The sequence below is a fragment of the bacterium genome (assembly GCA_035945995.1).
GTDB lineage: Bacteria > Sysuimicrobiota > Sysuimicrobiia > Sysuimicrobiales > Segetimicrobiaceae > DASSJF01.
The window spans coordinates 25,792-52,775 of the sequence record DASYZR010000023.1; the positions used below are offsets into that span (position 1 = coordinate 25,792).

A 26,984-nucleotide genomic window follows, 5' to 3' on the forward strand; every position below is an offset into this window, starting at 1 on the left:
CACTTTTCCGGTAGATTCGAGATTACCGCCTGCTGCCGAGTTCCCCTATAGTTGACGGTGGTGGTTAGCACTCGGCCGAATGGAGTGCTAAGTCCAGAATCTCGCAGGGAGGGAGCCAATGAACCTGAAGCCGCTTGGGGATCGCATTGTCGTCAAGGTTGTCGAGGAGCTCGAGCGCACGAAGGGCGGTATCGTTCTGCCCGACACTGCGAAGGAGAAGCCGCAGGAGGCCGAGGTGGCGGCCGTTGGACCGGGCGCGCGCAACGAGAAGGGCGACCGCATCCCGATGGAGGTCAAGGTCGGCGATCGCGTGGTGTTCCAGAAGTACTCGGGCACGGAGTTCAAGCTGGACGACGAGGAGTACCTGATCCTCCGTGAGAGCGACGTGCTCGCGATCGTGACCAAGGAAAAGGCCAAGGCGCGCGCGTAACGGCGCGCGAAGGGGGAGCCCATGCCATCGAAGATGCTGCTGTACAACGAGGAAGCGCGACGGGCGCTCGAGCGCGGGGTGAACCGGCTCGCGGACGTCGTCAAGATCACCCTCGGCCCGAAAGGCCGCAACGTGGTGCTGGAAAAGAAGTACGGCTCGCCGACGATCACGCATGACGGCGTGACCGTGGCGAAGGAGATCGAGCTCCAGGATCCGTTCGAGAACGCCGGCGCGCAGTTGGTCCGCGAAGTCGCCACCAAGACCAACGACGTGGCGGGCGACGGCACGACCACCGCGACGGTGCTCGCGCAGGCGATCGTGCGCGAAGGCCTCAGGAACGTCGCCGCGGGCGCGAACCCGATGGCTCTCAAGCGCGGCATCGATCGGGCCGTGGACGCGGCGGTCGCGGAGTTGAAGCGGATCGCCAAGCCCGTGGAAACCAAGGGCGCGATCGCGCAGGTCGCGAGCATCTCGGCGCACGACGAGACGATCGGGCAGCTGATCGCCGACGCGATGGAAAAGGTCGGCAAGGACGGCGTGATCACGGTCGAAGAGTCCAAGGGCATCGAGACGACCGTGGAGACGGTCGAGGGCATGCAGTTCGACAAGGGCTACATCTCGCCGTACATGGTGACTGACGCGGAGAAGATGGAAGCCATCCTCGAGGATCCGTACATTCTCATCACCGACAAGAAGATCAGCGCCGTAAAAGACCTCCTGCCCGTGCTCGAGCGGATCGTCCAGATCAACCGGCCGCTTGTCGTCATCGCGGAGGACGTCGAGGGCGAAGCGCTCGCGACGCTGGTCGTGAACAAGCTGCGCGGGACGCTCCAGGCCGTCGCCGTGAAGGCTCCCGCGTTCGGCGACCGGCGGAAGGCGATGCTGCAGGACATCGCGATCCTGACCGGCGGCCAGGTCGTCACCGAAGAGCTCGGCCTGAAGCTGGAGTCGGTCGAGGTCCAGCAGCTCGGGCGGGCGCGCCAGGTGAAGATCGGCAAGGAGGAAACGATCGTCGTCGGCGGCGCCGGCAAGCAGGCGGACATCCAGAAGCGCATCGGAGAGCTTCGCCGGCAGATCGAGGAGACCGAGAGCGACTACGATCGCGAGAAGCTCCAGGAGCGGCTCGGCAAGATGGTGGGCGGCGTAGGCGTGATCAAGGTCGGCGCGGCTAGTGAGACCGAGCTCAAGGAGAAGAAGCATCGCGTGGAAGACGCGCTGTCGACGGCCCGCGCAGCGGTCGAGGAAGGCATCGTCCCGGGCGGCGGCACCGCGCTCATCAGCACGCTCCCGGCGCTGGAGAAGCAGGAGCGGGACGGCGATGAGTCGATCGGATTCGGCATCGTGCGCCGGGCGCTCGAAGAGCCGCTGCGGCAGCTGGCGCGCAACGCCGGTCACGAGGGCTCGATCATCGTGGAGAAGGTGAAGGGCCAGAAGCCGGGCTTCGGGTTCAACGTCCTGAGCGGCGAGTACACCGACATGTACAAGGCCGGGATCGTGGACCCGTGCAAGGTGACGCGGTCGGCGCTGCAGAACGCCGCGAGCGTCGGCTCGATGGTGCTCACGACCGAGGTGCTGGTGGTGGAGAAGCCGGAGGAAGAGAAGGAGCCGGCGATGCCGCCGACCCCGCCGATGTAGCGGCGGACCGCGTGGCGCCGGCGCGCTGGCGCGCCGGCCCGTGAACTCAAAGGGGGAGGCAGCACCGGCCTCCCCCTGTGCTTTTGCGCCGGCGGATTTCGCGGGCCGACGAGAGGGGTGGGGCGTGCGCCCGATGTGGACGGAGGGGAGCAGGTGGGGTCGCACCCCGCGCCGGCTCGCGCTCGTCGTGTTCACGTTCGCTCCGGCCGCCGCCCTCTTCTTTCTGCCGCTCGCGGTGTACAAGCTCCCCCTGCGCCTGTACCTGTACGACCGCCTCGTGTTCGTGCCGACCGGCGCTGTGTTGACCGCGCTGCTGGCCTGCGGCGCGTGGTTCGCCGTCGCGATCGGCGTCGTGCTGTGGCCGGCGACGGCGCGGGCGCCGGCGCGGTCGTGGAGTCCCGGAGCTCTCGCCGCGGCGTTCGCCGGAGGTTCGCTCGCGGGGAGCGCGGCGACGCTGGCGACCTCGTTCTGCGCCATTCCGAGACCGGTGGCGGAGCTGGTGCACTGGCTCGCCTTTGCGCCGGTCGCGGCGATCGTCCTCGGCGCATATCTGCTGCGCGGGTGGGCCGGGCAGGGTTGGCCGTTCCGTCCGTGGCTGATCTGGGGTCTGATCGGGCTCGACTTCACGGTGAAGGTGCTGCTGCCGCTCGGACTCGCCGCGGTCGGCCCGGCGGCGTTTGCCGTGATCGCCCTGCTCTACGGATTCAACGCGATGGGCCTGCCGGCGCGCACGCAGCTGGGTGCGCTCGCCGTGCTGTGCTGTCTCATCCTGGTGGCGCTGCCGCTCAAGGAGGTTCTGAGAGCGATCATGTACCGCGGGGATGCGTTCGCCGTACGCGCGTGTGTGGTCACAGGCGGGGCGGGCGGCGCCCCGGCGAAGCCGCCCGCGGGTACACCGGCGTCACGGGAAGGCTACTCCACCGCTCTGCGCGCTTATTCGTCTCAAGTCGCCACGCACCCGCCGGAAACGTTCGGATTGTGGTGGCCCCGGTTGCCGGGTTCGTGGGGCGTCGTCGAATACATGGCCGCGCGGACGGTGAACCGTCTCAATCATCTGGGCGACTTCGCGTACGTGGTGGCGACGACGCCCTCGCGCGTACCCTATGCGCATGGCGTCACCTACGCACCGATCGCGGGGCTGCTCGTCCCGCGGGCCCTGTGGGCCGGGAAAGCGCCCAACGACGGGGGCGGCCAGTTTTACGGGCACCGGTACGGATTCCTGGACCCTGCGGACACCGTGCACAGCGTGAATCTGCCGATCATCACCGAGGGCTGGCTCAACGACGGATGGCCCGGCGTGCTCCTCTCGGCCGTCGTGGTCGGCGCGGTGCTCCGGGTGATTTGGTACGGGTGGATCGGCGAGAGTCCCGCCCCGGGCAACGTCGTGATCGGCATGGCGGTAGTGTCCGCCGCGGCCGATCAAGAATCGAGCCTCGCGTTACTGCTGGGAGGCGTGTTGCACGCGTGGGTGCTCTACGGCCTATTCGACTATCTGATGCGACGCTTTGGAAAGGTCGGAGCGGGGCCGGTCGCCGGCGATGCCCTGGGGCCGGCCCACGCGCCGCCGGTTTCTACGGCGCGGTAGCCTGCGCGGGCGTGCCGAAGACCGACGGGACGATTAGCCCGGGGGGTGACGACGCGACCGACGATCCGGGGTCGCCTCTTGTGCCTCGCGGACGCCGCGGATCGATCAGCCAGGGGGTGACGACGCGACCGGGCCGCTGAGGCGGGCGCGGGTCTCTGCGAGCGCCGTCCGCAGCGTGTCGACGAAGCGCGCGCGCACCGCCTGGACCGCCTGGCCGATCGCCGCGTGAATCGCGCGACGGTCCGACGCGCCGTGCGCCATGACGACGTTGCCGCGCACGCCGAGGAGCGGTAGGCTGCCGTGCAGCTCGATCGGGTTCGTCCACTCGATCAGGCGGCCCGTCACCGCCGCCAGGCGCGCGGCCGGAAGGTCGCCGGCCAGTTCGCGCGTGAGCCATCCGGCGATCTCCCGGCCCAGGCCTTCGATGCTCTTCAGCACGGCGTTGCCGACGAAGCCGTCGCAGACGACGACGTTCGCCGCGCCGGCCACGAACTGGTGCCCCTCGACGAGTCCCACGAAGTTCAGGCCGCTCCGCCCGAGCAACCGCGCGGCCTGCTTCACGACGCGGTTGCCCTTTCCGGCCTCGCGGCCGTTGCTGAGCAGCGCGACGGTGGGCTCGGGGATCCGCCCGAAGACCCGCATGTACGTGCTGCCGATCACCGCGAACTCGAGGAGGTGCTGCGGCTCGCAGTCCAGCGTCGGGCCGAGATCGATGAGGAACGTCTCCGGGTGCAGACCGACGATGGAGCGGCCGACGCACGCCCGGCGAACGCCCTCCAGCATCCCCAACTCGCGGACCGCGGCCAGGAGGGTCGGACCGGTGCTGGCCGCGCTGACGGCCGCGTCGGCCCGGCCCAGGCGGACCTGCCGCATCGTGATCGTCATCGACGCGTCCGGCCGCGCCCGCAGCGAGGACAACGGCGGGGCGCCCTCCGGGACGGCGGGACCGCTCGGCACGACTTCGACCGTGCCGGGTCCGTCCGGGGCTTCCGCGCCGGACGGGAGGAGGGGGCGGAGCGTCTCGGGCACGCCGACGAGGAGCACGTGGAGTGCGAGCGCGCGCGCCGCGAGCAGCGCTCCGGCGACAGTCTCGGCCGGCGCGTGGTCCCCGCCCATGCAGTCGACGGCGATGCGCAGCGCCGTCCCGTCAGGGTCCGTCACCACGGGATCTTTCCTCACACCATGGTCAACCCGCCGGAGACGCTCAGCACCTGCCCGGTGACATACCGGGACGCGTCGCCGCAGAAGAACGCGATCGCGTCGGCGATTTCGTCCGGCTGGCCGGTCCGGCGCATCGGGATCAGACGGATCATCCGCTCGATCCGGCCGGCCTGGCCGGGATCGCCGCGATTCTCGGCGAGCACCTCGGTCTCCGTCGGTCCGGGACACACGCAGTTCACGCGGATGCCGCGGGACGCGACTTCGCGGGCCAGCGAGCGGGTAAACGCGATGACCCCGCCCTTGGCGGCCGCGTAGACGGTTTCGCCCGAGGTCCCGACCCGCCCGGCGTCGCTCGCGACGTTGACGATGACGCCGCCGCCGTGCTCGGTCATCCACTCCAGCGCGACGCGGGAGCAGAAGATCGTGCTCCACAGATTGCTGTCGACGACGCGCCGCCAATACTCCTCCGCCTCTTCGAGAAACGGCGACGTGAGGGTCCACCCCGCGTTGTTGACGAGGATGTCGATGCCGCCGAGCGTCCGGCACACCGCGTCGATCGCCCGGCGGCAGGCGGAGTAGGTCGCCAGGTCGGCCGCGACGGCGAGTGCGTGGACACCGTGGCGCTCGATTTCGCCCGCGACCGCGTGGAGTTGGGGGCTCGTGCGGGCGATCACCGCGACGTCCGCGCCGAGTTGGCCGAGGCGCAGCGCCGTCGCGCGGCCGATGCCCCGCCCCCCGCCGGTGACGGCGGCGCGGCGGCCGGAAAGAACCCTGTTCACCCGGGGGGCTCGGGGCCCCCAAGCATTCGCATCACGACAGCGAATTCTTGGGGTGAGCCGGCGGCCCGCCAGACGCTCCCGGCATCGGGGGCTAGTGGCGCCGGCGCGGCCACGCCGCGTGCAGCGCCTGGCGCTCCCGCTCGTAGATCGTCGCGAATTTTTCCGCCGACTCGGGGCCGGCCAGCAGCTCGAGCTTGCGGACCTCGAGCGGATCGGCGGCACGGATGATCCGGATCTCCTCCTCGGTCGGCGGCGGTGTCGTGCCGATCCCGGAGGGAATCTCGAGGTGAAAGCCGGTCCGCTCCTGGACCTGCTCCGGCGGCACCCCGGGGTGCAGGGTTCGCGGGACGAGCCGCCCCGCCGCCGGGTCGAAGCCGAACACGCCGAGATCGGTCACCAGCCGCGTCGGCGCGCCGTAGTGGCCGAGGTACTTCCGGCGTTCCTCCGTGTACCCGGCGCCGCTGACGAAGTCCACCTTGGCCACGACCGCCCGCGGCGTGTGCTGCGTCAGGTAGTAGAGGCCCTGCGAGAGATGGCTCGTGTCCTCCGGAATCCCGCGCGAGCCGACGAGCGCGACCTTCGGCTTCTCCCAGGCGCCGATGACGGAGATGTTCACGCTGCCCTGCTCGTCGATCTGCGCGGGGTTGATCCAGATGCGGAACCGGTCGGAGAAGATCGCGTCGAAGATGTCCTCCATCGTCAACGGGATCGCCCGCTGATTGTCCGTCAGGAACTGCCCGAGGGTCAGGGTGGGAAGGGCCGCCACGTCCATGCCCGATTCCGGGGTCGCGAGCACCGCGAGCTCCGGCGAGTGCGTGCTCCGCGCCAGGTGCGCGGCGAGGGCGCCGAACGCCGTGACCGAGCTCACGAGCACCTCGCCGCGGAGCTCCCGGCCCATGCACGTGATGATCAGTTCATCGATCGTGTAGTCGGGCATCGCGGTCCTCCCCATCTGAATGCGTCGGACGGCTGCGTCTGACGATCCACTGCCGCCGGGACGTACTGGCTCACGCCGTAGGCGTCAACTGCGCGATCTGTTCCGCTCGTTTGAACGCGTCCTACACGCGCAGCCGCTCGCCGAGGGTGTGTTCGCCGCCGAGCCGCCGGGCGTACTCCCGGTCGTCGACGTACACGTACTTCTCGAGGTACTCGTGCCAGGACGACCGGTCGCGCGCCGCGGTCAGGTATTCGCGGACGTGGTTGAGGTCCGCCCGGTACTCCGGCGCGCATCCGGTGAAGTGGGCGCCCCACCGCGCCTCCACGACGCCGGTCACGACCGTGCGAAAGATGTGGACGTCGCGGCCGTATGTCTGCAGGCGTTCGGGGAGCAGGATCTGCTCTGCCGAGAGAAACGTCTGCGCGGCGGCCTTGGCGCACAGTGCGTCCATGTGCCCGTCGCCCAGCACGACGCCGTTGCCCTGCGGGTCGGCCAGGTTCACGTGCAGCAGCGCGACGTCGGGGCGCAGCGCCGGGACCGCGACGAGCGTCTCGCCGCCGAACGGGTCCTGAAACATCTTGAACGCCGGGTTGACCCGGAGCAGATCGGTGGCCAGCCCGGAGCGGGTCGGCAGGAACGGCAGTCGCTTGATCGTCGCGTCGAGGCCCGCCATGATCGTGAACTCGGACCATTCCTGGAAGCGGACGGATCCGTCCTGGCGGGCGCGGCGGAAGTGCGGGGCGAGGCCCATCACTTCGAATCCGACGAAGGCGTAGATGACCTGCGCGACCTTGCCGGTGCCGATCAGGAGGTCCACCTCGGGCCCGCCGACGTTCACGATGAGGCGCAGATCACGGCGGTCGCTGCGCGCCAGCGCGCGGACCAGCGCCATCGGTTTGCGGGACAGGGAGGAGCCGCCGATCGCGATGAGCGCGCCGTCGGGGATCCGGGCCACGACGTCGTCGCTGGTGAGAACTTTGCTCATGGCCGTGCCTCCTAGTCGGAACGACCTTCGCCGCGCTGCCGCCTCCGGAACTGCTCGAACGGCGCGGCGACGAGGCCGAGGCCGCCGTCGACGACCACGGTCTGTCCGGTGATGAACCGCGCCGCGGGGCTGCACAGGAACACGACGGCCGCCGCGACGTCCTCCGGCGCGCCCATCCGGCCCGCCGGCGTGTAGTCCGAGACCAGGCGATCGAACTCGGCGTAGCGGTCCCCGCCGTAGAATCGCGCGGAATCCGTGGCGATCACCCCGGGGCTCACGCAGTTGGCCGTGATCCCCCGGCCGGCCAGCTCGTACGCGAGGTACCGCGTCCACGTCTCCATCGCGCTCTTCGCCGACGCCAGGATCGCATAGTTGGGCAGGCACTCGACCGTCCCCTGCCCGCCGATCGTGACGATCGCGCCCGCCCGGCCCGCCATCAGCGGGACCGCGCGCTGCGCGCACAGGGCGAGCGAGCGCACGATCAGGTCGAAGGTCCGCTGCAGATGGTGCGGCTTCGTCTCCAGGGTCGATTTGAACGCGGTGGCGGCGTGGTTGGCGACGAACGCATCGAGCGCGCCGAACCGCTCGGCCGTCTCGTCGAAGAGGCGGGTGATGTCCTCGGGCTTCTCGAGATCGGCCGGGATCGCCGCGGCGCGGCGGCCGCGCGCGGCGATCCCGGCCGCGACCTCCTCCGCGGCCTCGCGGCTGCGGTTGTAGTGCACGACGATGTCCGCGCCGGCGTCCGCGAAGAGCCGCGCGGTCGCGCGGCCGATGCCGCGTCCGGCCCCGGTGACGAGCGCGACCTTCCCTGTGAACGCTCCCGTGAACACCGCCGTCCCCCCTCTGCGCCCGCCCTACCGGTCTTCCCCGCGGGGAGGCGCGGCCCGTTCGCGGGCCCGGGCCGTCGCGCGGACGGCGACCACGCAGTTCTGCCCGCCGAAACCGAAGGCGTTGGCGAGGGCGAGCCGGATGGTCGCGGGGCGTGCCTCGCGCGGCACATAATCGAGGTCACACGCCGGATCGGGATGGTCGAGATTGATCGTGGGCGGGATGATGCCGTCCCGGATCGCCAGCACGCCGACCATCGCCGCGAGCGCGCCCGCCGCCCCGATGAGGTGGCCCACCATGCTCTTCGGCGCAGTGACGGGAATCGCGCGGGCGCGGTCGCCGAGCGCCGCCTTGATGGCGCCGGTCTCCGCGACGTCGTTGAGCGGTGTGCCGGTCCCGTGCGCCACGACGAGGTCGACGTCGTCCGGCCGGGCGTCCGCCGTCCGAAGGCTCCCCGTGATGGCGCGGGCCGCCGCGATTCCGTCGGGGTGCGGCGCCGTTTCGTGATACGCGTCGCTCGTGAGCGCCGCGCCGGCGAGCTCGGCATAGATACGCGCCTCGCGCGCGCGCGCCAGGTCCTCGCGCTCGACGGCGAACACGACCGCGCCTTCGCCGAAGACGAACCCGTCGCGGTCCCGGTCGAACGGGCGGCTGGCCTGCGCGGGCGCCTCGTTGCGCCGGCTGAGGGCGCCGAGCGAGCAGAGGGCGGTCCAGACCGCGGGGGTGAGGGCCGCTTCGGTGCCGCCGGCGAGGACGCAGTCGGCGTCCCCGGCCAGGATCCACCGGCGCGCCTCCATGAGCGCGATCGTGCCCGCCGCGCAGGCGCCGACCGACGCGTTGGACGGCCCGCGCGTGCCGAAGCGGATCGTCACGGCCGACGCCGCCATGTTGCCGATCAGCATCGGCAGTAGAAACGGCGTCACGCGATCCGGGCGGCCGCCGTAGAGATGCGGCGCTTCGCGATCGACCATCTCGATGCCGCCGAGCGCGGTCGCGATCGTCACGCCGACGCGGTCGCGGTTGTCGGGGCCGACGTCGAGGCGGGCGTCGAGCAGCGCTTCCTGCGCGGCGCCGATCGCCAGCTGCGCAAAGCGGGCGGTGCGCCGGGCCTGCTTGCGGCTCATGACGGCGAGGGGGTCGAAGCCCGACACTTCCGCCGCAATCCGGACCGGGTAGTTCGACGCGTCGAACCGCGTCACCGGTCCGACGCCGCTCCGGCCGGCCAGGAGGCCGGCCCACGTTTCGGGCGCCGAGAGACCGACCGGGGTGAGCGCCCCGATTCCGGTGATGACCGCCTTCGTCACGAACCCTCCGCCATCGGCATCGAACACCTTTCGGCTCTACTTTCGGCTCCACACTACGTGTTTCCTTAGCGTCTTCCCTTGGCTGGTGCGCCCGGGAGTCGGCGAAAACACGAACATTCACGTGGCACTTGGCAGATTCTTCCGGGCGTGATACAGTATCGATGAAATCATTCGCCGTTTTCTTCGTAGCAGTGACCGCGGAATCCGAACATTCCAACTCGCCGCGCCGTGATGCGCGACGTGGAGCGCCGGAATGGCCGTCCTGGTTGTCGGGTCGGGTGGCAGGGAGCACGCGTTGGCGTGGGCCCTCGCGCAAGAAGACCGGACGACCATACCCTATTGCGCTCCGGGAAATCCCGGCATCGCGTCCGTCGCAACGTGTCTTCCGTGCGCCCCCCTTGATTTTGACGCGCTCGCCGGCGAGGCCGTCCGACACGGCGTCGATATCACCATCGTCGGCCCCGAGGCGCCGCTGGCCGCCGGACTCGTGGACGCGTTCGCCACGCGCGGGCTTCGGGCGTTCGGCCCGACGCGGGCGGCCGCCGCGATCGAGTCCAGCAAGAGCTTCATGAAAACATTGTGCCGCCGCTACGAAATCCCGACGGCGCGGGCGCGCACCTTCGATGACCCGTCGGCGGCGCGTGACTATGTCCGCAGCGCCGGCCGTCCGCTGGTGGTCAAGGCCGACGGGCTCGCCGCGGGCAAGGGGGTCGTGATGGCGCGCTCCGCGGACGAGGCCGTCGCGGCCGTTGAGGACATGATGCGCGGCGGCCGGTTCGGCGAGGCCGGCGCCCGTGTGGTGGTCGAAGAGTGGCTCGAGGGCGACGAGGTCAGCATCTTTGGCCTGAGCGACGGAGTGCACATCGTCCCGCTGCTGCCGGCGCGCGATCACAAGCGGTTGTTCGACGGCGATCGCGGTCCCAACACCGGCGGGATGGGCGGGTACGCCCCGGCGCCGTCGGTCGACGACGCGCTGCTCGGCCGGATCACCGACGAAATCCTCGAACCGGCGATCTGGGCCATGGCGCAGGAAGGGCGTCCCTATCGCGGGGTGCTGTACGCCGGGCTGATGCTTACCGGGGACGGGCCGCGCGTGCTCGAGTTCAACGCACGGTTCGGCGACCCTGAAGCCCAGCTCCTGATGCCGCTGCTCGCGTCGGGACTCCGCGACGCGGCGGACGCCGTCCTGGCCGGGCGCGTCGACCGGTGGCGTCCGCGCTGGCACGAGGGATACGCGGTGGGGGTGGCGCTCTGCGCGGGCGGCTATCCCGACCGCCCCGAAGGCGGGATGCCCATCGACGGCATCCCCGCGGCGCGGGCGCTCCCCGGCGTGCTCGTGTTCCATGCCGGCACCGCCCTGCGCGACGGCCGGCTTGTGGCCTCGGGCGGCCGCGTGCTCACCGTGGTCGGCCTGGGCTCGACGCTCGGGGAGGCGCGCGATCGCGCATACCGCGCGGCTGATCTCATCTCGTTCGAAGGCAAGACGCTCCGGCGCGACATCGCTTGTGCCGCCGGCGCACATCGCGAGGTGACACAGGCATGACGTCCGCCGCAGGAGGCCGCGCAGCGGCCGGAGGTCCCGCGCCAGACGGGGGGCCCCGTGTGCTCATCCTGATGGGCAGCGATTCCGATCTGCCGGTGATGCAGGAGGCCGGGCGCGTGCTCGGCGAGTTCGGCGTCCCCTTTGAGATCACGGTGGCGTCGGCGCACCGCTCTCCCGATCGCGCCGCAACGTACGCCCGCGAGGCCGAGGGCCGCGGCGTCCGCGTGATCATCGCCGGGGCGGGCGGGGCGGCCCACCTGGCGGGCATCCTGGCGGCCCACACGCCGCTCCCGGTGATCGGCGTGCCGCTCGGCGGCTCCGCGGTGAATGGGCTCGACGCGCTGCTCGCCACGGTGCAGATGCCGGCCGGCGTGCCGGTCGCCACCGTCGCGATCGGCGGCGCGCGCAACGCGGCGCTGCTCGCCGTGCAGATCCTTGCGACGGCGGACGACACTCTGCGGGATCGCTACCGCGCGTACAAAGCGCGCCTGGCCCGCGAGGTGGAGGAGAAGGCCGCGCGGATCACCACCGCCGCGACGGGCGGGTTCGGCATGGCGCCGCCGCGCGCGGGCGATTCGGCGCGGCCGGAGACGCGCTGACATGCCGGTCACCGCCGTGGTCGGGGCGCAGTGGGGCGACGAAGGGAAGGGCAAGGTCGTCGACACGCTGGCGAACCACGCCGACCTCGTTATCCGCTACAACGGGGGGAACAACGCCGGCCATACGATCCAGAACCAGCACGGGACCTTCCGGCTCCACCTGCTGCCGTCCGGCATCTTCCATCCGGCCGCGCAGTGCGTGATCGGCCCCGGCGTCGTGGTCAACGCGGACGTCCTCCTCGCCGAAATCGCGGAGGTCGAGCGCGTCGGCGTCTCCACCGTCGGCCGCCTCTGGCTCGACGAGCGGGCGCACCTCATCTTCCCGCACCACATCGTGACCGACGAGCTCGAGGAAGCGGCGCGCGGCGGCCGGCCGCACGGGACGACCAAGCAGGGCATCTGGCCGGTCTACGGCGACAAGGCGGCGCGCATCGGCATCCGCCTGGGAGATCTCGTGGAAGAGGCGCACCTCGCGGAGCAACTGCAGTTCATCGCCGCGCGCAAGAGCGCGCTGCTGCGCGGCGTCTACCGCCACGAGCCGGTCGAGCCCGGCACGCTCATCGCCGCCTGCGCGCGGTGGGCCGACCGCCTGCGGCCGTACATCACCGACACCCATCCGATCATCCAGGAGGCGCTCCGCGCCGACCGGGCGGTGCTGCTCGAAGGCCAGCTCGGCGTGATGCGCGATCTCGACTGGGGCCTCTATCCGTTCGTCACATCGTCGACCACGCTGCCCGGCGGCGCGAGCGCCGGCGCCGGCGTCCCCCCGGCGAGGATCACGCGCGTGCTCGGGGTGGCCAAGGCGTACACGACCGCCGTCGGCGCGGGCCCCATGCCGACGGAGATCGCCGACGAGACCGGCGACCGCCTCCGCGAGCTGGGGCAGGAGTACGGCGCGACGACCCGCCGGCCGCGGCGGTGCGGCTGGTTCGACGGCGTCGCGGCGCGATTCGCCGCCGAGGTCGCGGGATTCACGCACCTCGCCGTGATGAAGCTCGACGTCTTCGACACCTTCGAGACGGTGCGGCTGGGCGTCGCCTACCGGCTCGGCGACCGGACCATCCACGGCGTGCCCCACACGGCCGTGATGGCGCGCGTGGCCCCGGTCTACGAAGAGCTGCCGGGCTGGCGCCGCCCGACGCACGGGGCGCGGCGGCCGACCGACCTGCCGGTCGAGGCGCGGACGTTTCTGCGCCGGATCGAAGAAATCGTCGGCGTGCCGATCGCCATGATCGGGGTCGGGCCGGAGCGCTCGGACGTGATCTTCGGTCAGGAGGGCTTCCAGTGATCCCGCGCTACACCTCGCCGGAGATGGCGGCCCTGTGGAGTCCCGAGACGAAGTTTGCGACCTGGCTCGAAATCGAGCTGCTGGCGGCTGAGGCTCAGGCCCGGCTCGGAGAGATCCCGGCCGACGTGCCGCCGCGCCTCCGGGCCCGGGCGGGCGTGCCGAGCGCCGCCCGGATCGACGAGGTCGAGCAGGTCACCCGGCACGACGTCGTCGCGTTTCTGCGCGTCGTCGGCGAGACGGTGGGCGACGACGCGCGCTATCTCCACCGCGGCCTCGGATCGTCCGACGTGGTGGACACGGCGCAGTGCGTGCTGATGGTCCGCGCGGCGGACCTCATCCACGCGGCCCTCGGGCGGCTCCACCAGGCGCTGGCCGTGCTGGCCCGAACCCACAAGCGGACGGTGATGGCCGGCCGGACCCACGGCATCCAGGCCGAGCCGATCACGCTCGGGCTGAAGGCGGCGCTGTGGTACACGGAGGTGGGCCGGGACCTGGAACGAATCGGGCGCGCGCGCGAGGTGATCGGCGTCGGGAAGCTCTCCGGCGAAGTCGGCACGTTCGCGCACACGCCGCCGGCCGTCGAAGCCTACGTGTGCGCGCGTCTCGGGCTTCGGCCGGCCCCGGTCTCGTCCCAGGTCATCCAGCGCGACCGGCACGCGGAGTACCTCGCACATCTCGCGGTCGCCGCGGGGACGCTGGAAAAGATCGCGACGGAGATCCGATCGCTGCAGCGCACCGAGATCCGGGAGCTGGAGGAACCCTTCCGGACCGGGCAGACCGGGTCGTCGGCGATGCCGCACAAACGCAACCCGGTGACCTGCGAGCAGATCGCCGGACTCGCGCGCGTGGTCCGCGGCTGCGCCGTGGCCGGCCTGGAGGACATCGCGCTGTGGGGCGAGCGTGACATTACCCACTCGTCCGTGGAACGGGTCGTCGTCCCGGACGCGACGACGGTCCTGGAGTACATGGCGCGCCGGCTCGCCGGGGTGATCGAGGGCCTGCGCGTGTACCCGGAGCAGATGCGCGCGAACATGGAGCGGACCGGCGGGCTCGTCTTCTCGCACCGCGTGCTGCTCGCGCTCCTCGCGCGGGGACTGAGTCGCGACGAGGCCTACCGCATCGTGCAGACCGCCGCGATGCAGGCGTGGGACGGCGGCGGGAACTTCCGCGATCTGATTCGCGCCGCGGGTGTGCTCCCGGAGCCGGAGCTGACGGCGTGCTTCGACCCCGCGCCGGCGCTCCGGTACGTCGACGAGATCTTCGTCCGAGCCGGCCTCGAGCCGGCCCGCGGCGATCCGGCAGCGCGGACGGAGAAGGAGGGGACACGCCATGGATGACACGAGCCGCAGCGATACCCGCTCGCCGGCGGTCATGGAGACGCACCTCGACCTGCCGCTCATGGGCCGCGGCAAGGTCCGCGACATGTACGAGGCGGGCAGGTACCTGCTGATCGTGGCGACCGACCGCCTGTCCGCGTTCGACTGCGTGCTGGCGACCGGGATCCCGGACCGCGGGCGCGTGCTGACCGGGCTCTCCGCCTTCTGGTTCGAGCGGCTCCGCGGCATCGTCCCGAACCATTTCGTCACGATCGACCCCGCCGCGTTCCCGCCGGAGGCGCAGGCGCACCGGGAGATGCTGGACGGCCGCGCGATGCTGGTGGAGCGCTGCCGGCGCGTCGACTTCGAGTGCGTCGTCCGCGGCTACCTCGCCGGGTCGGCCTGGAAGGAATACCGTGACAGTGGAACGGCGTGCGGGATCCCGCTGCCGGCCGGGCTCGCGCTCGGGAGCCGGTTGCCGCACCCGATCTTCACGCCGGCGACCAAGAACGATCGGGGCCACGACGAGAACATCACGGCCGCGGCGATGGCGGTCCGCATCGGCGAGCCGCTGGCGCGCCGGCTGGAGGCGGCGAGTCTCGCCCTGTACGGCGAGGCCGCCGCGGTCGCGGACCGGGCCGGCTTCGTGCTGGTGGATACCAAGTTCGAGTTCGGCATCCCGTCTGCCGCGGGACGAACGGCGCGGGGCGACGAGGTCGTGCTGATCGACGAAGCCGTGACGCCGGACTCGTCCCGGTTTTGGGACGCGCGCACGTACGCGGCCACCGGGTCGACCGAGAGCTACGACAAGCAGGTGGTCCGGGATTACCTCGAGCAGAGCGGATGGAACAAGCAACCACCGCCCCCGGCGCTGCCCCCCGACATCGTCGAGGCGGCCCGAAGCCGGTATCTTGACGTGTACCGGCGTATCACGGGCCGGCGGCTGGAGGAGCGCTGATGGCGCCGACGGCCACGGGGGTGCGCACCGTGCGCGTGACGGTCCAGCTCAAACCCGGCGTGTTGGACGCGCAGGGCCAGGCGATCCAGAAGGGCCTGGACGCGCTCGGCCACACCGGCGTGCGCGCGGTGCGCGCCGGCCGGTACTTCGAGCTCGAAGTCGAGGACGGACCGGATTTGGACGCGCGGGTCCGGGCGATGTGCGACGGATTGCTCGCCAACACACTGATCGAGGACTTCCGGTACGACATCGCATGAGGGCCGTCGCACGCTCGACGTCGCATGACGCGGAGGGGCTGAGGTGAGGATCGGCATCGTGGTGTTTCCGGGCAGCAACTGCGACGCGGATACGTACCATGCCGTCCGCGACGTCCTGGGACAGCAGGCGGTCTACGTGTGGCACCGGGAAACCTCCCTCGACGGCCTCGACGCGGTGATTCTCCCGGGCGGCTTCTCCTACGGGGATTACCTTCGGGCCGGCGCCATCGCGGCCACATCCCCGGTGGTGCGCGCGCTGCCGGCGTACGCGGCGGCCGGCCGGCCGGTGCTCGGGATCTGCAACGGGTTCCAGACGCTGGTCGAGACGCGCCTCCTCCCCGGGAGCCTGCTGCTCAACGCGTCCGGCGAGTTCCGATGCCGGGACGTCCACGTCCGGGTCGAACGCACGGACACGCCCTTTACATGTGCGATGCGGGAGGGTGAGGTGTTGCGCGCGCCGATCGCCCACGCCGAGGGCCGGTACCACGTGACGGAGCGGGCGCTGGCGCGGCTCACGCTGGAACGGCAGATCGTGTTCCGCTACTGCGACCCGGCCGGGCAAGTCACCCTGGCCGCCAACCCGAACGGCGCCGTGGACAACATCGCGGGCGTCGCGAGCGTGTCCGGTACCGTGGTCGGACTCATGCCCCATCCCGAGCGGGCCAGCGAGGCGATCGTGGGGAGCGCGGACGGCCTGCGCGTCTTCGAATCGCTCATGCGGTGGGTGGCCGCGCCGCCTCGTTCCGAGGCGGCCGCGGCCGCATCTCCCGGGGCGGCGGGGGACCGGTGACGATGGTCGTCGAGTCGACCGCGACACCGGAGCGGGCGCTCGGCGCGCTCCGGCCCGACGAGTACACCGAGGTATGCCGGCGGTTGGGACGCGATCCCACGCCCGCGGAACTCGGCATGTTCGGCGTCATGTGGAGCGAGCACTGCGCGTACAAGCACTCTCGCGCGGCGCTGCGCCGGTTGCCGGTGACGGGGCGGGGCGTCCTGCGCGGGCCCGGGGAGAACGCCGGGGCCGTCGACGCGGGCGAGGGGTGGGCCGCCGTCTTTAAGATCGAGAGCCACAACCACCCGAGCGCGGTGGCGCCGTTCCACGGCGCCGCCACCGGGGTGGGCGGCATCATCCGGGACATCCTGGCCATGGGCGCGCGTCCGATCGCGCTCCTGGACTCGCTGCGGTTCGGGCCGCTCGACGATCCGGCGGTCGTCCCGCTCGCCCGCGGCGTCGTCGCGGGGATCGCCGCGTATGGGAACAGCATCGGCGTCCCGACGGTCGGAGGGGAGTTGCGGTGCGCGCCGTGTTACCGCGGGAATCCGCTCGTCAACGTCGCCTGTCTCGGGCTCGTCCGGGCCGACCGTCTCATGACGTCTCGCGCGGCCGGTCCGGGGAACGCGGTCGTCTACCTGGGGGCGCGGACGGGGCGGGACGGCATGCAGGGCGCGGCGTTCGCGTCGGCCGAGCTCGCCGGCAATCCGACCGACCGGTCCGCCGTGCAGATGGGCGATCCGTTCACCGGGAAGCTGTTGATCGAGGCCACACTGGAGGCCATCGCCACCGGCGCGGTGGTGGCCCTGCAGGATATGGGCGCCGCGGGCCTGACGTGCGCTCTCTCGGAGATGTCGGCCCGCGGCGGCGTGGGCATGGACGTCGACGTGCGGCTCGTCCCCCGGCGCGAAGAGGGCATGACGCCGGAGGAGGTCCTGCTGTCCGAATCGCAGGAGCGGATGCTGCTGGTCGTGGCGGCCGGCCGCGAGGACGATGTGCTCGGGGTCGCCCGGCGCTGGGACCTGCCGGCGGTCGTCATCGGGCGCGTCGTCGCCGAACCGGTCCTGACCGTCCGCGACGGGGAGCGGACCATCGTCCGGCTCGATCCGCGGCACATCACCGATGCCCCGGTGTACGCGCCGGCGGCGGCGCCGCCCGCCTATCTCGAAGAGGCGCGGCGTCTCGATCTCGAGACGATTCCGGTCGCCGACCCCGCCGCGTCCCTGCTGGCGCTCCTGCGCGCACCCGGCACGGCGAGCGCCCGGTGGGTGTTCCGGCAGTACGATCACATGATCCAGACCAACACCGTCGTCGCGCCCGGCGCGGACGCGGCGGTGCTGCGCCTCAAGGGCGCGCCGCCCCGCGGCCTCGCCCTCGCGGTGGACGGGAACGGGCGGTACAGCTACCTCGACCCGTACGCGGGCGGTATGCTCGCGGTCCTCGAGGCCGCGCAGAACCTCGCGTGCGCCGGCGCGGCGCCGGCCGCGGTCACGGATTGCCTCAACTTTGCGAGTCCGGAGCGGCCCGAGGTCTTCTGGACGTTCAGCCAGACCGTCGACGGCATCGCGCGGGCCTGCGAAGCGCTCGAGGTGCCCGTCGTCGGCGGGAACGTGAGCTTTTACAATGAGGCCGGCCAGACGATCTATCCGACTCCAATCGTCGCCATGCTCGGCTGTGTGGAGGACGTGCGCCGGCACGCCACGCCGGGCTGGAAGGCGGAGGGCGACGTCGTCGTGCTCCTCGGCGACGGCCTGCCCGCCCTCGACGCCTCCGAGTATCTCGAGGTGGTGCACGGCCGTGTCGCGGGCCGCCTGCGGGAGCCGGATGTGCTCCGCGTGGCGCACACGATCCGGTGCGTGCGGGACGCGATCGCCGCGGGGCTGCTCCGGTCGGCCCACGACTGCGCCGAGGGCGGCATCGCGGTGGCGCTGGCCGAGTGTTCCGCGTCGGCCGGGCTCGGCGCGCGGGTCGCGCTCCGCGGCGGCCTGCGCGCCGACGCGGCGCTCTTCGGCGAAGCGATCGGGCGCATCGTCGCGTCGGTCCGCGCCGACCAGATCTCCGATCTGCTGAACCTCGCGCGGCGGTTCGACGTGCCTGTCCAGGTCATCGGCACGGCCGGGGGGGACCGCTTGATCGTCGGCGCGGACGGGGTCCCCGAGGGCCGTCCGTGGCTCGATCTGCCGGTGAGGGCGCTCGCGCTGGCCTGGGATTCGACCGACAAGGAGCCGTGAGCGACGTGCTGACGAGTCCCTGGGACAAGCTTCGCGAAGAGTGCGGCGTCTTCGGGATCCGCACGCAGGCCGCCGCGGCGCCGTACGTCCACCTGGGCCTCTACGCGCTGCAGCACCGCGGCCAGGAGAGCGCCGGTATCGCCACCTGGGACGGGTCGCACACGCATTTGGTCAAGGACATGGGGCTCGTGGCGCAGGTGTTCACGCCCGAACGGCTGGCCGGGCTGCCCGGCGGCGTCGGCATCGGGCACGTGCGGTACTCGACGATGGGTGGAGCGCGGCTCGAGAACGCCCAGCCGTTCGTGGAAGAGACGCCGTGGGGGACCTTGGCGCTGGCCCACAACGGCAATCTCGTCAACGCGCCGATGCTGCGGGCCGCGCTCGAGGACGCGGGCTGCCTGTTCCACGCGACGTCCGACACCGAGGTCATGACCAAACTCATCGCCACGGCGCCGGCGGCCACGATCGAGGAAGCGGTCGCCTACTGCATGGACCTCATCCTCGGCGCCTACACGACCGTCGCGCTCATCGGCGAGACGCTGATGGCGTTTCGCGACGCCCATGGGATCCGGCCGCTCGCGATGGGGCGTCTCGGGAACGACATCGTCTTCGCCTCCGAAAGCTGTGCGTTCGATCACGTCGGGGCCGTGGCCGTGCGGGAGGTCGCGCCGGGTGAGCTGCTGCTGGCCGGGCCCGGCGGGCTGCGGTCGATCCAGGTGCTGTCCCCTCAGGGACGGGCGTCGTGCGTCTTCGAGTACATCTACTTCGCGCGCCCGGACAGCGTGCTCGAGTCGCAGAACGTGCACCACGTCCGCCGGCGCATGGGCCGCGTCCTCGCACGCGAGCATCCCGCGGGGGCCGACGCCGTGATCGCCGTCCCGGATTCCGGCACCTCGTCCGCGATGGGCTACGCGGAAACCGTGGGCGTGCCGCACGAAGTCGGATTGATCAAGAACCGGTACATCGGACGGACGTTCATCCAACCCGATCCGTCGATGCGCGACTTCGGCGTGCGGGTCAAGCTGAACGCCGTCCGCGAGGTGATCGAAGGCCGGCGCATCGTGCTCGTCGACGACTCGATCGTGCGCGGCACGACGAGCCGCCAGATCGTGCGGTTGCTGCGGCAGGTGGGGGCGCGGGAGGTGCACGTGCGAATCTCGTCGCCGCCGATCCGGCACGCCTGCTTCTACGGCATCGACACCAGCAACCGCGGCGAGCTCGTGGCCTCCCGCCTGTCCGTGGAGGAGATCCGGCGGGAGATCGAAGCCGACACCCTCGGGTACCTCAGCGTCGAGGGACTGGTCGAGGCGCTCGGCCTGCCGCGGCCGCACTTGTGCCTCGCCTGCCTCACCGGCGCGTATCCGACCGAGACGCCGACCGAAGCGCTGGCCGGACGGCTCGCGCTCGAGCCGCGGGCGCCGGCGATCGGGACGCCGCACGCGTAGTCCCGGCATGCCGGCGCCGCCCGTCAAGCCTGCCCCGCCTGCCCCGCCTGCCCCGCACCAGACGGGGCGCCAGACGGGGCCCGCCCCGCGTCAGTCGGGGTCCCGCATCCTAACCTACCGCGAGGCGGGCGTCGACATCGAAGCCAAGGAGGAAATCCTGGCCGGCGTGCGGGCCCGCATCCGCGCGACGTACGGCGCGGGCGCGCTCGACGCCGGCGACGGGTTCGGCGGGCTGTTCCGCCTCACGGGGTACCGCGATCCGGTGATCGTCAGCTCGATCGACGGCGTGGGGACCAAGACGCGCCTGGCGCTCTGGTCCGGGCGGCCGCGGCAGGCCGGCACGGACATCGTGGCCCACGGGGCCAACGACGTGCTGTGCCAGGGTGCGGCGCCGCTGTTCATGCTCGACTACGTCGCGTCTGCGGCGCTCGATCCGGCGGTGGTGTCCGAAGTCATCGAAGGGATCGCCGACGCCTGCGTGGCCCAGGGCATTGCGCTGCTCGGCGGGGAAACCGCCGAGATGCCCGGCGTCTACGCCCGGAGGGAGCTCGACATCGTCGGGTGCACGGTCGGCGCCGTGGAGCGTGACGACGTGATTACGGGCGCGCGGATCAGGCCGGGCGACGCGGTCATCGGCCTCGGAAGCGACGGTCTCCACACCAACGGCTACACGCTGGCGCGCGCGGTGCTGCTGCCCCGGGGATCGCGCGAGGCGATCCGCCGGGCCCTGGCACGCAAACTTCCGGGACTCGGCGAGACGGTGGGCGAGGCTCTCCTGCGTCCGCACCGGCCGTACGCCCGCCCCGTGCTCGCGCTGCGCCGGCACCTCGCCCTGCACGGCGTGGCGCACGTGACGGGCGGCGGCCTCCCCGGCAATCTCGTCCGCATTCTGCCGGACGGCTGCCACGCGGCGCTCGTCCGCGGCCGGTGGCCGGTGCCGCCGATCTTCACCGTCATCCAGCGGCGCGGGCGGATCGCCGACGATGAAATGTTCCGCACGTTCAACATGGGCCTCGGGCTCGTGCTCGTCGTGCCGCGCGCGTCCGCGGCCGCGGCCGTGCGGCTGCTGGAGACCGCCGGGGAGCGCGCGTGGGTGGTCGGCGAGATCACGTCCGGGATCCGAGGGGTCGAGATCCGTGCCTGAACGCGCCCGGCCCGTCCGCGTCGGGGTGCTCGTGTCCGGAACCGGCACCGTCCTGCAGGCCCTCCTCGACGCGTACGGCCCCGGCGCCGGAGGGCCGGCGCAGGTCGCCGTGGTGATCAGCAACGTGCCGGGGGCCGTGGCCCTGGAGCGGGCCCGCGCTGCCGGCGTGCCGGCGCTCGTGATCGATCACCGCGAGTTTCCGGGCCGGCCCGCGTTTGAAGCCGCGCTCCGGGAGGCGCTCGCGGCGGCCCGCGTGGATCTCGTGTGTCTGGCGGGATTCATCCGCATCCTCACACCGGGGTTCGCCGCGGACTTCGCGGGGCGCATGATGAACATTCACCCGGCGCTGCTGCCGGCCTTCGGCGGGAAGGGGATGTATGGAGAGCGCGTGCACGAGGCGGTGCTGGCCTCGGGCGCGCGGGTCAGCGGATGCACGGTGCATTTCGTCACGAGCGAGACGGACGCCGGGCCGATCATCGTGCAGGCCGCGATCCCGGTGGAGGACGACGACACGCCCGCCACGCTGGCGGCGCGCGTCCGCCGGGAGGAGCTGCGGCTGTATCCGCTCGCGGTCCGGCTCTTCACCGAGGGGCGGCTGCGCATCGACGGCAACCGCGTGCGCCTCCGGCCCCCGGACGGGAGTCCCTCGTCCGGCGCGGGCACGACCGGCGCACCGGCCGTGACGCGGGTGATCACGCCGTGAAGATCCGGCGGGCCCTGCTGAGCGTCGCCGACAAGACGGGCGTCGTGCCGCTGGCGCGCGGGCTTGTCGAAGCCGGATGCGAGATCATCTCGACCGGCGGAACCGCCCGTACGCTGCGCGACGCCGGCGTGCCGGTCACCGCGCTCGAGACGGTGACGGGGTTTCCCGAGATCCTGGGAGGACGGGTCAAGACGCTGCATCCGGCCGTCCACGGCGGCGTGCTCGCCGTGCGCGGCGATGACGCCCACGCGGCGGATCTGTCGCGCCACGGCATCCTGCCGATCGATCTCGTCGCGGTGACGTTGTATCCGTTCGAGGCCGCGCTCGCGCGTGGCTCCGACGAGGCGACGCTCATCGAAGAGATCGACATCGGCGGGGTTACCCTGCTGCGCGCCGCCGCGAAGAACTTCCGCGACGTGGTGGTCCTGAGCGATCCCGCGCAGTACGCGGCGGTCCTCGAAGAGATCCGGCGCACACGGACGGTGGGCCCCGACACCCGCCGGCGGCTCGCCCGGGAGGCATTTGCGCGGACCGGCTCCTACGACCGGGCCATCACCGGCTGGTTCGACGGCGCCGCCGCCTCGGCCGGGGATGGGGAAGGACAGTCGTTTCCGGCGTCTCTCAGCCTGTCATTCGAGAAAATGGCGGAGTTGCGGTACGGCGAGAATCCGCATCAGCGCGGCGCGTTCTATCGTGAAGCCGGTCCCGGGCCAAGCGCGTCCGCGGCCCCGGGGTCGGATGGCGGGGTCGTGCCGAGCATCGCTTCGGCGCGGCGGCTCGCGGGCAAGGAGCTCTCGTACAACAACATCTACGATCTCGACGCGGCGCTCGAGCTCGTCCGGGAGTTCGCGGAGACGGCGGCGGTCGTGGTGAAGCACGGAATTCCCTGCGGCGTCGCGCTGGCCGGAACCGTGCGGGAGGCGTATCTGCGCGCGCGCGACGGCGACCCCGTCTCGGCCTTCGGGGGCATCGTGGCGCTCAACCGGCCCGCCGACGCCGAGACGGCCGAAGCGCTCGGCGAGACGTTTCTCGAGGCCGTGATCGCGCCGGCATTCGACGAAGACGCTCTCGGCGTGCTCTCGCGCAAGAAGTCGGCGCGCGTGCGTCTGCTCGAGACGGGACCGCTCGGCCCGGCCAGGCCGTACGCCGGCATCGACTGGCGGCGCGTCCGCGGCGGCCTCCTCGTGCAGGATCGCGATGCCCTCGATCTGGCGGAGGCGGAGCTCAAGGTCGTCACGGCGCGCACCCCCACCGACCGTGAGTGGGCGGATCTCCGGTTTGCCTGGACCGTCTGCCGGCATGTCCGGTCGAACGCCATCGTCTTCGCGCGCGACAGCCGGGTGGTCGGCGTGGGCGCCGGTCAGCCCAATCGAGTGGAGTCGGTTCGCATCGCCGGCCGTGTGGCGGGCGATCGTGCCGCGGGGGCCTGCATGGCGTCGGAAGCGTTCTTCCCGTTCGCCGATGGGGTCGAGGCCGCGGCCGCCGTGGGGATCACCGCCGTGATCCAGCCCGGCGGCTCCCGGCGCGATCCCGAGGTGATCGCCGCCGCGGAGGCCGCGGGAATGGCGATGGTCACGACAGGGATCCGGCACTTCCGGCATTGACCCGCGCCGGCGAGGCTGCACGGCCGGAAGCACCCGGACCACGCGTTCTGTGAGTGCGCGGCGCCGGGCCGTCTTTCTCGACCGCGACGGTGTCGTGGTCCGCGACGTGGACCATTTGACCTCGGCGTCGCAACTCGACATTCTTCCGGGTGTGCCGGAATCACTCCGCCGGTTGCGCGACGCGGGATGGGCTGTCGTGGTCGTGACGAACCAGTCCGTGGTGGCGCGTGGGTGGGTGACGGAGGAGGGCCTGCGCGAGATTCATTCGGACCTCGAGGCGCGCCTGCGTGCGCGCGGAGCCGCATTGGACGCGATCTATTACTGTCCGCACCATCCCGACGGCGCGGTGGCGGCCTATCGCGTCGCGTGCGACTGCCGGAAACCCCAACCCGGGCTGCTGCTCCGCGCCGCGGCCGACCTCGGGATCGATCTCGCCGCATCCGTGATGGTGGGCGACGCAGCCTCGGACATGGAAGCGGGCCGCCGGGCGGGGTGTCGCACGGCTCTGATCCGCTCCGCCTCCCCGGGGCGTATGCCTGTTTCACGCGATCCCGGAGAGGACCGCCCAGCGCCGGACTATGTGGCGGCCACCCTGGCGGATGCCGTGGAATGGATTTTGCATCTACCCGGTGAGTCGGCTTGATGCCTCATCCGCGGGGTACCGGAACGGTAGTATTGACTTTGTGCTGGGTCGTGATAAAATGGTGGTAGCAGAAGCCGACCAGGCGAGTCCAACGGGGCAATGCTGAGTGCCGATTCCGAAGGGGGTCGGCCTTAATTTTTTGCGCGAAAAGCTGCGCCGGCGCGGGCGGGAAGGGCTCTTTGCCCGCCAAGTCGGTTTGACAGAGCGCCACCCGGTGGTATAATTCGCGTGACATTGCTGACCAGGCAAGATAGTCCAGGGGCGTGTCAGGAGCCGATTCCGAGAGGGGTCGGCTTTTTCTTCTTGTGGCGCTCCGCCGATGCCGGCGGAGTCGGGACGCCCGGCGCCAAGGTGTGAGCGTGTACGAGATCCGCAGCGTTGCCCCGGAACAACTGGACGAGGACCTCGCGGCGTTTGTCGCGCTCCTGCAGGACGCCGTCGACGGCGGGGCGTCGGTGGGATTCGTGCCGCCGCTCGACAAGGACGACGCCCGCCGGTACTGGGCCGGCGTGCGGGCCATGGTCGGCGCGGGTACTCGAATCTTGCTTGCGGCCGTGGACGAGGGCGAGATGTTGGGCTCCGTGCAACTCGACCTCGCGACGATGCCCAACGCGCGGCACCGCGCCGAGGTGATGAAGCTCATGGTGCACGGCGCCGCCCGCCGTCGCGGCATCGGCCGCGCGTTGATGCTGGCCCTCGAAGACGCGGCGCGCCGGGCGGACCGGCGGTTGCTGGTGCTCGACACGAGAGTGGGGGATCCCGCGGAGCAACTGTACCTTGCTCTGGGGTACGCGCGGGCCGGGGTGATCCCGCGGTATGCGCTGAGCGCGGCCGGGACGCTCGACGCGACCGTCTACATGTACCGTGAACTGGCCGCTGACCGGCGGGACGGGTGAGTCCGTCGAGAGGCGCGCCGGGGGCGCGAGGCGTTCATGAACGAGAGGGCGGCGCACCTTCGGGCGGGGATTCGGGTCGAATGGTTCACGGTCGGATGGATGCTCCTCGAATCGATCATCGGCATCGGCGCGGGGGTGGGGACGCGAAGCATCGCACTCACCGCGTTCGGTCTGGACAGCGTCGTCGAGCTCGTGTCCGGGACCGTCGTGCTGGCGAGACTGCGGGCGGAGAGCGGCGCCCCGAACCTGACGGCGGAACAGGTTGAGCGGATCGAGCGGCGCGCGTCCCGGATCGTCGGCTGGAGCTTGTTTGCCCTCGCGGCCTACGTCGTGATTCAGTCCGCGTACAATTTGCTGACGCACGCCGCCTCAGAGGCGTCGGCCGCCGGCGCCGCGCTCGCCGTCGCCGCGCTCATCGTGATGCCCGGCCTCGCGACCATCAAGCGGAAGCTTGCGTCGGCGCTCGACAGCTCCGCCCTTCGCGGTGATGCCGCCGAGGCGGTGGTCTGCGCGTACATGGCGGCGACCCTGCTGGCGGGGTTGGTGCTTCGGATGGCGTTCGGCTGGTGGTGGGCCGACCCGGTGGCGGCGTTCGGCATCGTGTACTTCATCGTGCGCGAGGGGCGCGAAGCTCTTGAAGGAGAGGGTGCCGGCTCAGAGTCGTGACGTGGTGACGTAGAGCATTACCGCGGCACCCGAAGCGGTGGCCGCGACGTTGACCATGTCGTTGTCGAGCCAGCGCCACCGGCCTTCGACCGTCGCGCCGAGGATGCTGTCGAGAAGGGAGCCGGTGATCCCCGCGACGGTGATCCATGCCGCCCACGCGAAGCGCGGGTGCGTGCCGCCCACGTCCCCGGCAGGCGGCGTCACGGGCAGGGAGGCGGCGACGGCGGCGATGAGCAACGCGCCGGCGACCGACGCGAGGGTTCCCGTCGGCGTGACGCCTCCCGATGCGCCCGGCGTGACCGGCCGTCCGGTCGTGATCAGTCGCGGCCGCGTGCGGCTCCATCGGCCGAGTTCCGTCGCCCACGTGTCGGCGGTGGCGGCCGCGACGGCGCCGGCCGCCACCCCGAAGCCCTGCGGCCATCCCGTCGCGGCGTAAAGCACGGCCGCCAGCGTGGCGATGCCGCCGTTCGCGGCGACCTGCTGCCAGCGGCGTCCTACGCGATCGTGGGAGTGGGGCGCATCGACGCCCGGCGGGTCCAGATGAGTCACGATCGAGGACGTGATGAAGAACACGCCGACCAGTGCGAGCCAATGCCATCCGGCGAGGACGAGCACTGTGCCGGTCAACGCGGCCGCCCAGGCGCCCGACTCGGTGAGCGCGCCGCGGCGGTGGGCGACGAAGGCGACGCCGGCGCTCAAGAATCCCCCGGCGATCACACGGATGACCCATTCCACGCTGGCGTCTTCGAGCGCGAAAGGACGGCGCCTTCCCGGCGGTCGCGGTTTGCGCGCATCTACGATCTATTGACAACCATCACGGGCAAGCGTAGAGTAAGTGAGGTAGTGGAACCGTCCGCAGCACCTTAACAACGCAACGCCTCGATCACCGGCCTCCCTCATCGACGCAACGATCGAGTTCATGGCGCACGTGAGGCGCCGGGGCGACGGGTTGCATTGTCTTGACAGGTGCGGCAGCGACTGGTATAAGTGAGTGTCGTGGTCGGGCGATCCCGCTACGCGGGATCATCCGGCCGCGATGATTCTTACGAACCTTGAAAACTGCATAGTGGCAAGGGGAACGCGACAGTCCGGACGAGTTTTGGGATCCGAGAGAGCAATCTTTCGGGACCCGAAAATTCCGATGGAGAGTTTGATCCTGGCTCAGGACGAACGCTGGCGGCGTGCCTCAAACATGCAAGTCGAGCGTGGCTTCATCCTCTCGCAAGAGAGGGTGAAGTCTAGCGGCGAACGGGTGAGTAACACGTGGGAAACCTG

General features: G+C 71.3%; 25 protein-coding genes and 1 rRNA gene. 19 read left to right on the top strand and 7 right to left on the bottom strand.

Going from position 1 to position 26,984, the window contains the following annotated elements; all coding sequences use genetic code 11:
- The first annotated feature begins 118 nt into the window (after positions 1-118).
- The 3 genes from groES (at position 119) to VGZ23_02170 (ending at position 3,650) form a co-directional block, all read left to right on the top strand.
- Entirely contained in the window at positions 119-430 is a 312-nt protein-coding gene (gene groES / locus VGZ23_02160; protein HEV2356405.1) for a co-chaperone GroES, read from the top strand.
- A gap of 21 nt (positions 431-451) precedes the next feature.
- The gene (gene groL / locus VGZ23_02165; protein HEV2356406.1) at positions 452-2,065 is read left to right on the top strand and encodes a chaperonin GroEL; all 1,614 of its coding nucleotides are present in this window, start codon (positions 452-454) and stop codon (positions 2,063-2,065) included.
- Positions 2,066-2,189: 124 nt separating this feature from the next.
- Entirely contained in the window at positions 2,190-3,650 is a 1,461-nt protein-coding gene (locus VGZ23_02170; protein ID HEV2356407.1) for a hypothetical protein, read from the top strand.
- Between the two features lie 105 nt (positions 3,651-3,755).
- Here VGZ23_02170 and VGZ23_02175 read toward each other — a convergent pair whose 3' ends face one another.
- The 6 genes from VGZ23_02175 to fabF form a co-directional block, all read right to left on the bottom strand.
- Positions 3,756-4,811, bottom strand: a complete 1,056-nt coding sequence (locus tag VGZ23_02175) for a phosphate--acyl-ACP acyltransferase (GenBank protein ID HEV2356408.1) — start codon at positions 4,809-4,811, stop codon at positions 3,756-3,758.
- A 14-nt stretch (positions 4,812-4,825) separates the two neighbouring features.
- Positions 4,826-5,590 (bottom strand): SDR family NAD(P)-dependent oxidoreductase, encoded by a 765-nt coding sequence (locus tag VGZ23_02180; protein HEV2356409.1) that lies wholly within the window; start codon positions 5,588-5,590, stop codon positions 4,826-4,828.
- A gap of 91 nt (positions 5,591-5,681) precedes the next feature.
- Positions 5,682-6,527 (bottom strand): CoA-transferase, encoded by an 846-nt coding sequence (locus tag VGZ23_02185; protein HEV2356410.1) that lies wholly within the window; start codon positions 6,525-6,527, stop codon positions 5,682-5,684.
- Positions 6,528-6,648: 121 nt separating this feature from the next.
- Positions 6,649-7,512 (bottom strand): CoA-transferase, encoded by an 864-nt coding sequence (locus VGZ23_02190; GenBank protein ID HEV2356411.1) that lies wholly within the window; start codon positions 7,510-7,512, stop codon positions 6,649-6,651.
- A gap of 11 nt (positions 7,513-7,523) precedes the next feature.
- Positions 7,524-8,342: an SDR family oxidoreductase gene (locus tag VGZ23_02195; protein ID HEV2356412.1), complete on the bottom strand. Its 819-nt coding sequence runs from the start codon at positions 8,340-8,342 to the stop codon at positions 7,524-7,526.
- Positions 8,343-8,366: 24 nt separating this feature from the next.
- Positions 8,367-9,644: a beta-ketoacyl-ACP synthase II gene (fabF, locus tag VGZ23_02200; protein HEV2356413.1), complete on the bottom strand. Its 1,278-nt coding sequence runs from the start codon at positions 9,642-9,644 to the stop codon at positions 8,367-8,369.
- 253 nt (positions 9,645-9,897) lie between these two features.
- On the opposite strand from fabF, the gene purD reads away from it, so the two are divergent.
- From purD to VGZ23_02275, 15 genes are all read left to right on the top strand, one after another.
- A complete protein-coding gene (gene purD, locus VGZ23_02205) occupies positions 9,898-11,187 on the top strand; it encodes a phosphoribosylamine--glycine ligase (GenBank protein HEV2356414.1) in 1,290 nt (429 codons plus the stop codon).
- Positions 11,184-11,786, top strand: coding sequence for a 5-(carboxyamino)imidazole ribonucleotide mutase (gene purE / locus VGZ23_02210; protein ID HEV2356415.1), 603 nt, complete (start codon positions 11,184-11,186; stop codon positions 11,784-11,786). The genes purD and purE overlap by 4 nt, the downstream gene beginning before the upstream one ends.
- A gap of 1 nt (position 11,787) precedes the next feature.
- On the top strand, positions 11,788-13,074 hold the full coding sequence (locus VGZ23_02215) for an adenylosuccinate synthase (protein ID HEV2356416.1): 1,287 nt from the start codon (positions 11,788-11,790) through the stop codon (positions 13,072-13,074).
- Positions 13,071-14,411 carry an adenylosuccinate lyase gene (gene purB / locus VGZ23_02220; protein HEV2356417.1) on the top strand — a complete coding sequence of 447 codons (1,341 nt, stop codon included), beginning with the start codon at positions 13,071-13,073 and terminating at the stop codon, positions 14,409-14,411. Before VGZ23_02215 ends, purB begins: the two co-directional genes overlap by 4 nt.
- Positions 14,404-15,348 (top strand): phosphoribosylaminoimidazolesuccinocarboxamide synthase, encoded by a 945-nt coding sequence (locus tag VGZ23_02225; GenBank protein ID HEV2356418.1) that lies wholly within the window; start codon positions 14,404-14,406, stop codon positions 15,346-15,348. The genes purB and VGZ23_02225 overlap by 8 nt, the downstream gene beginning before the upstream one ends.
- Positions 15,348-15,605 (top strand): phosphoribosylformylglycinamidine synthase subunit PurS, encoded by a 258-nt coding sequence (gene purS / locus VGZ23_02230; GenBank protein ID HEV2356419.1) that lies wholly within the window; start codon positions 15,348-15,350, stop codon positions 15,603-15,605. The genes VGZ23_02225 and purS overlap by 1 nt, the downstream gene beginning before the upstream one ends.
- Positions 15,606-15,648: 43 nt before the next feature.
- Entirely contained in the window at positions 15,649-16,395 is a 747-nt protein-coding gene (gene purQ / locus VGZ23_02235) for a phosphoribosylformylglycinamidine synthase subunit PurQ (GenBank protein ID HEV2356420.1), read from the top strand.
- A 2-nt stretch (positions 16,396-16,397) separates the two neighbouring features.
- Positions 16,398-18,608, top strand: a complete 2,211-nt coding sequence (gene purL, locus VGZ23_02240; protein HEV2356421.1) for a phosphoribosylformylglycinamidine synthase subunit PurL — start codon at positions 16,398-16,400, stop codon at positions 18,606-18,608.
- Entirely contained in the window at positions 18,605-20,053 is a 1,449-nt protein-coding gene (gene purF / locus VGZ23_02245) for an amidophosphoribosyltransferase (protein ID HEV2356422.1), read from the top strand. Before purL ends, purF begins: the two co-directional genes overlap by 4 nt.
- Before the next feature lie 7 nt (positions 20,054-20,060).
- Positions 20,061-21,197: a phosphoribosylformylglycinamidine cyclo-ligase gene (purM, locus tag VGZ23_02250; GenBank protein HEV2356423.1), complete on the top strand. Its 1,137-nt coding sequence runs from the start codon at positions 20,061-20,063 to the stop codon at positions 21,195-21,197.
- Complete coding sequence (gene purN, locus VGZ23_02255) at positions 21,190-21,900, top strand: phosphoribosylglycinamide formyltransferase (protein HEV2356424.1); 711 nt, start codon at positions 21,190-21,192, stop codon at positions 21,898-21,900. The genes purM and purN overlap by 8 nt, the downstream gene beginning before the upstream one ends.
- A complete protein-coding gene (gene purH / locus VGZ23_02260) occupies positions 21,897-23,504 on the top strand; it encodes a bifunctional phosphoribosylaminoimidazolecarboxamide formyltransferase/IMP cyclohydrolase (protein ID HEV2356425.1) in 1,608 nt (535 codons plus the stop codon). The genes purN and purH overlap by 4 nt, the downstream gene beginning before the upstream one ends.
- A 49-nt stretch (positions 23,505-23,553) precedes the next feature.
- The gene (locus VGZ23_02265) at positions 23,554-24,147 is read left to right on the top strand and encodes an HAD family hydrolase (GenBank protein HEV2356426.1); all 594 of its coding nucleotides are present in this window, start codon (positions 23,554-23,556) and stop codon (positions 24,145-24,147) included.
- 353 nt (positions 24,148-24,500) lie between these two features.
- Positions 24,501-25,043 (top strand): GNAT family N-acetyltransferase, encoded by a 543-nt coding sequence (locus tag VGZ23_02270; GenBank protein ID HEV2356427.1) that lies wholly within the window; start codon positions 24,501-24,503, stop codon positions 25,041-25,043.
- Between the two features lie 36 nt (positions 25,044-25,079).
- Complete coding sequence (locus VGZ23_02275) at positions 25,080-25,709, top strand: cation transporter (protein HEV2356428.1); 630 nt, start codon at positions 25,080-25,082, stop codon at positions 25,707-25,709.
- Here the strand turns inward: VGZ23_02275 and VGZ23_02280 are convergent.
- The gene (locus VGZ23_02280; GenBank protein ID HEV2356429.1) at positions 25,698-26,444 is read right to left on the bottom strand and encodes a DUF92 domain-containing protein; all 747 of its coding nucleotides are present in this window, start codon (positions 26,442-26,444) and stop codon (positions 25,698-25,700) included. The two genes, VGZ23_02275 and VGZ23_02280, sit on opposite strands and share 12 nt — an antisense overlap.
- 403 nt (positions 26,445-26,847) lie before the next feature.
- Here VGZ23_02280 and VGZ23_02285 point away from each other — a divergent pair.
- Positions 26,848-26,984 (top strand): 16S ribosomal RNA (locus tag VGZ23_02285); the annotation flags it as partial.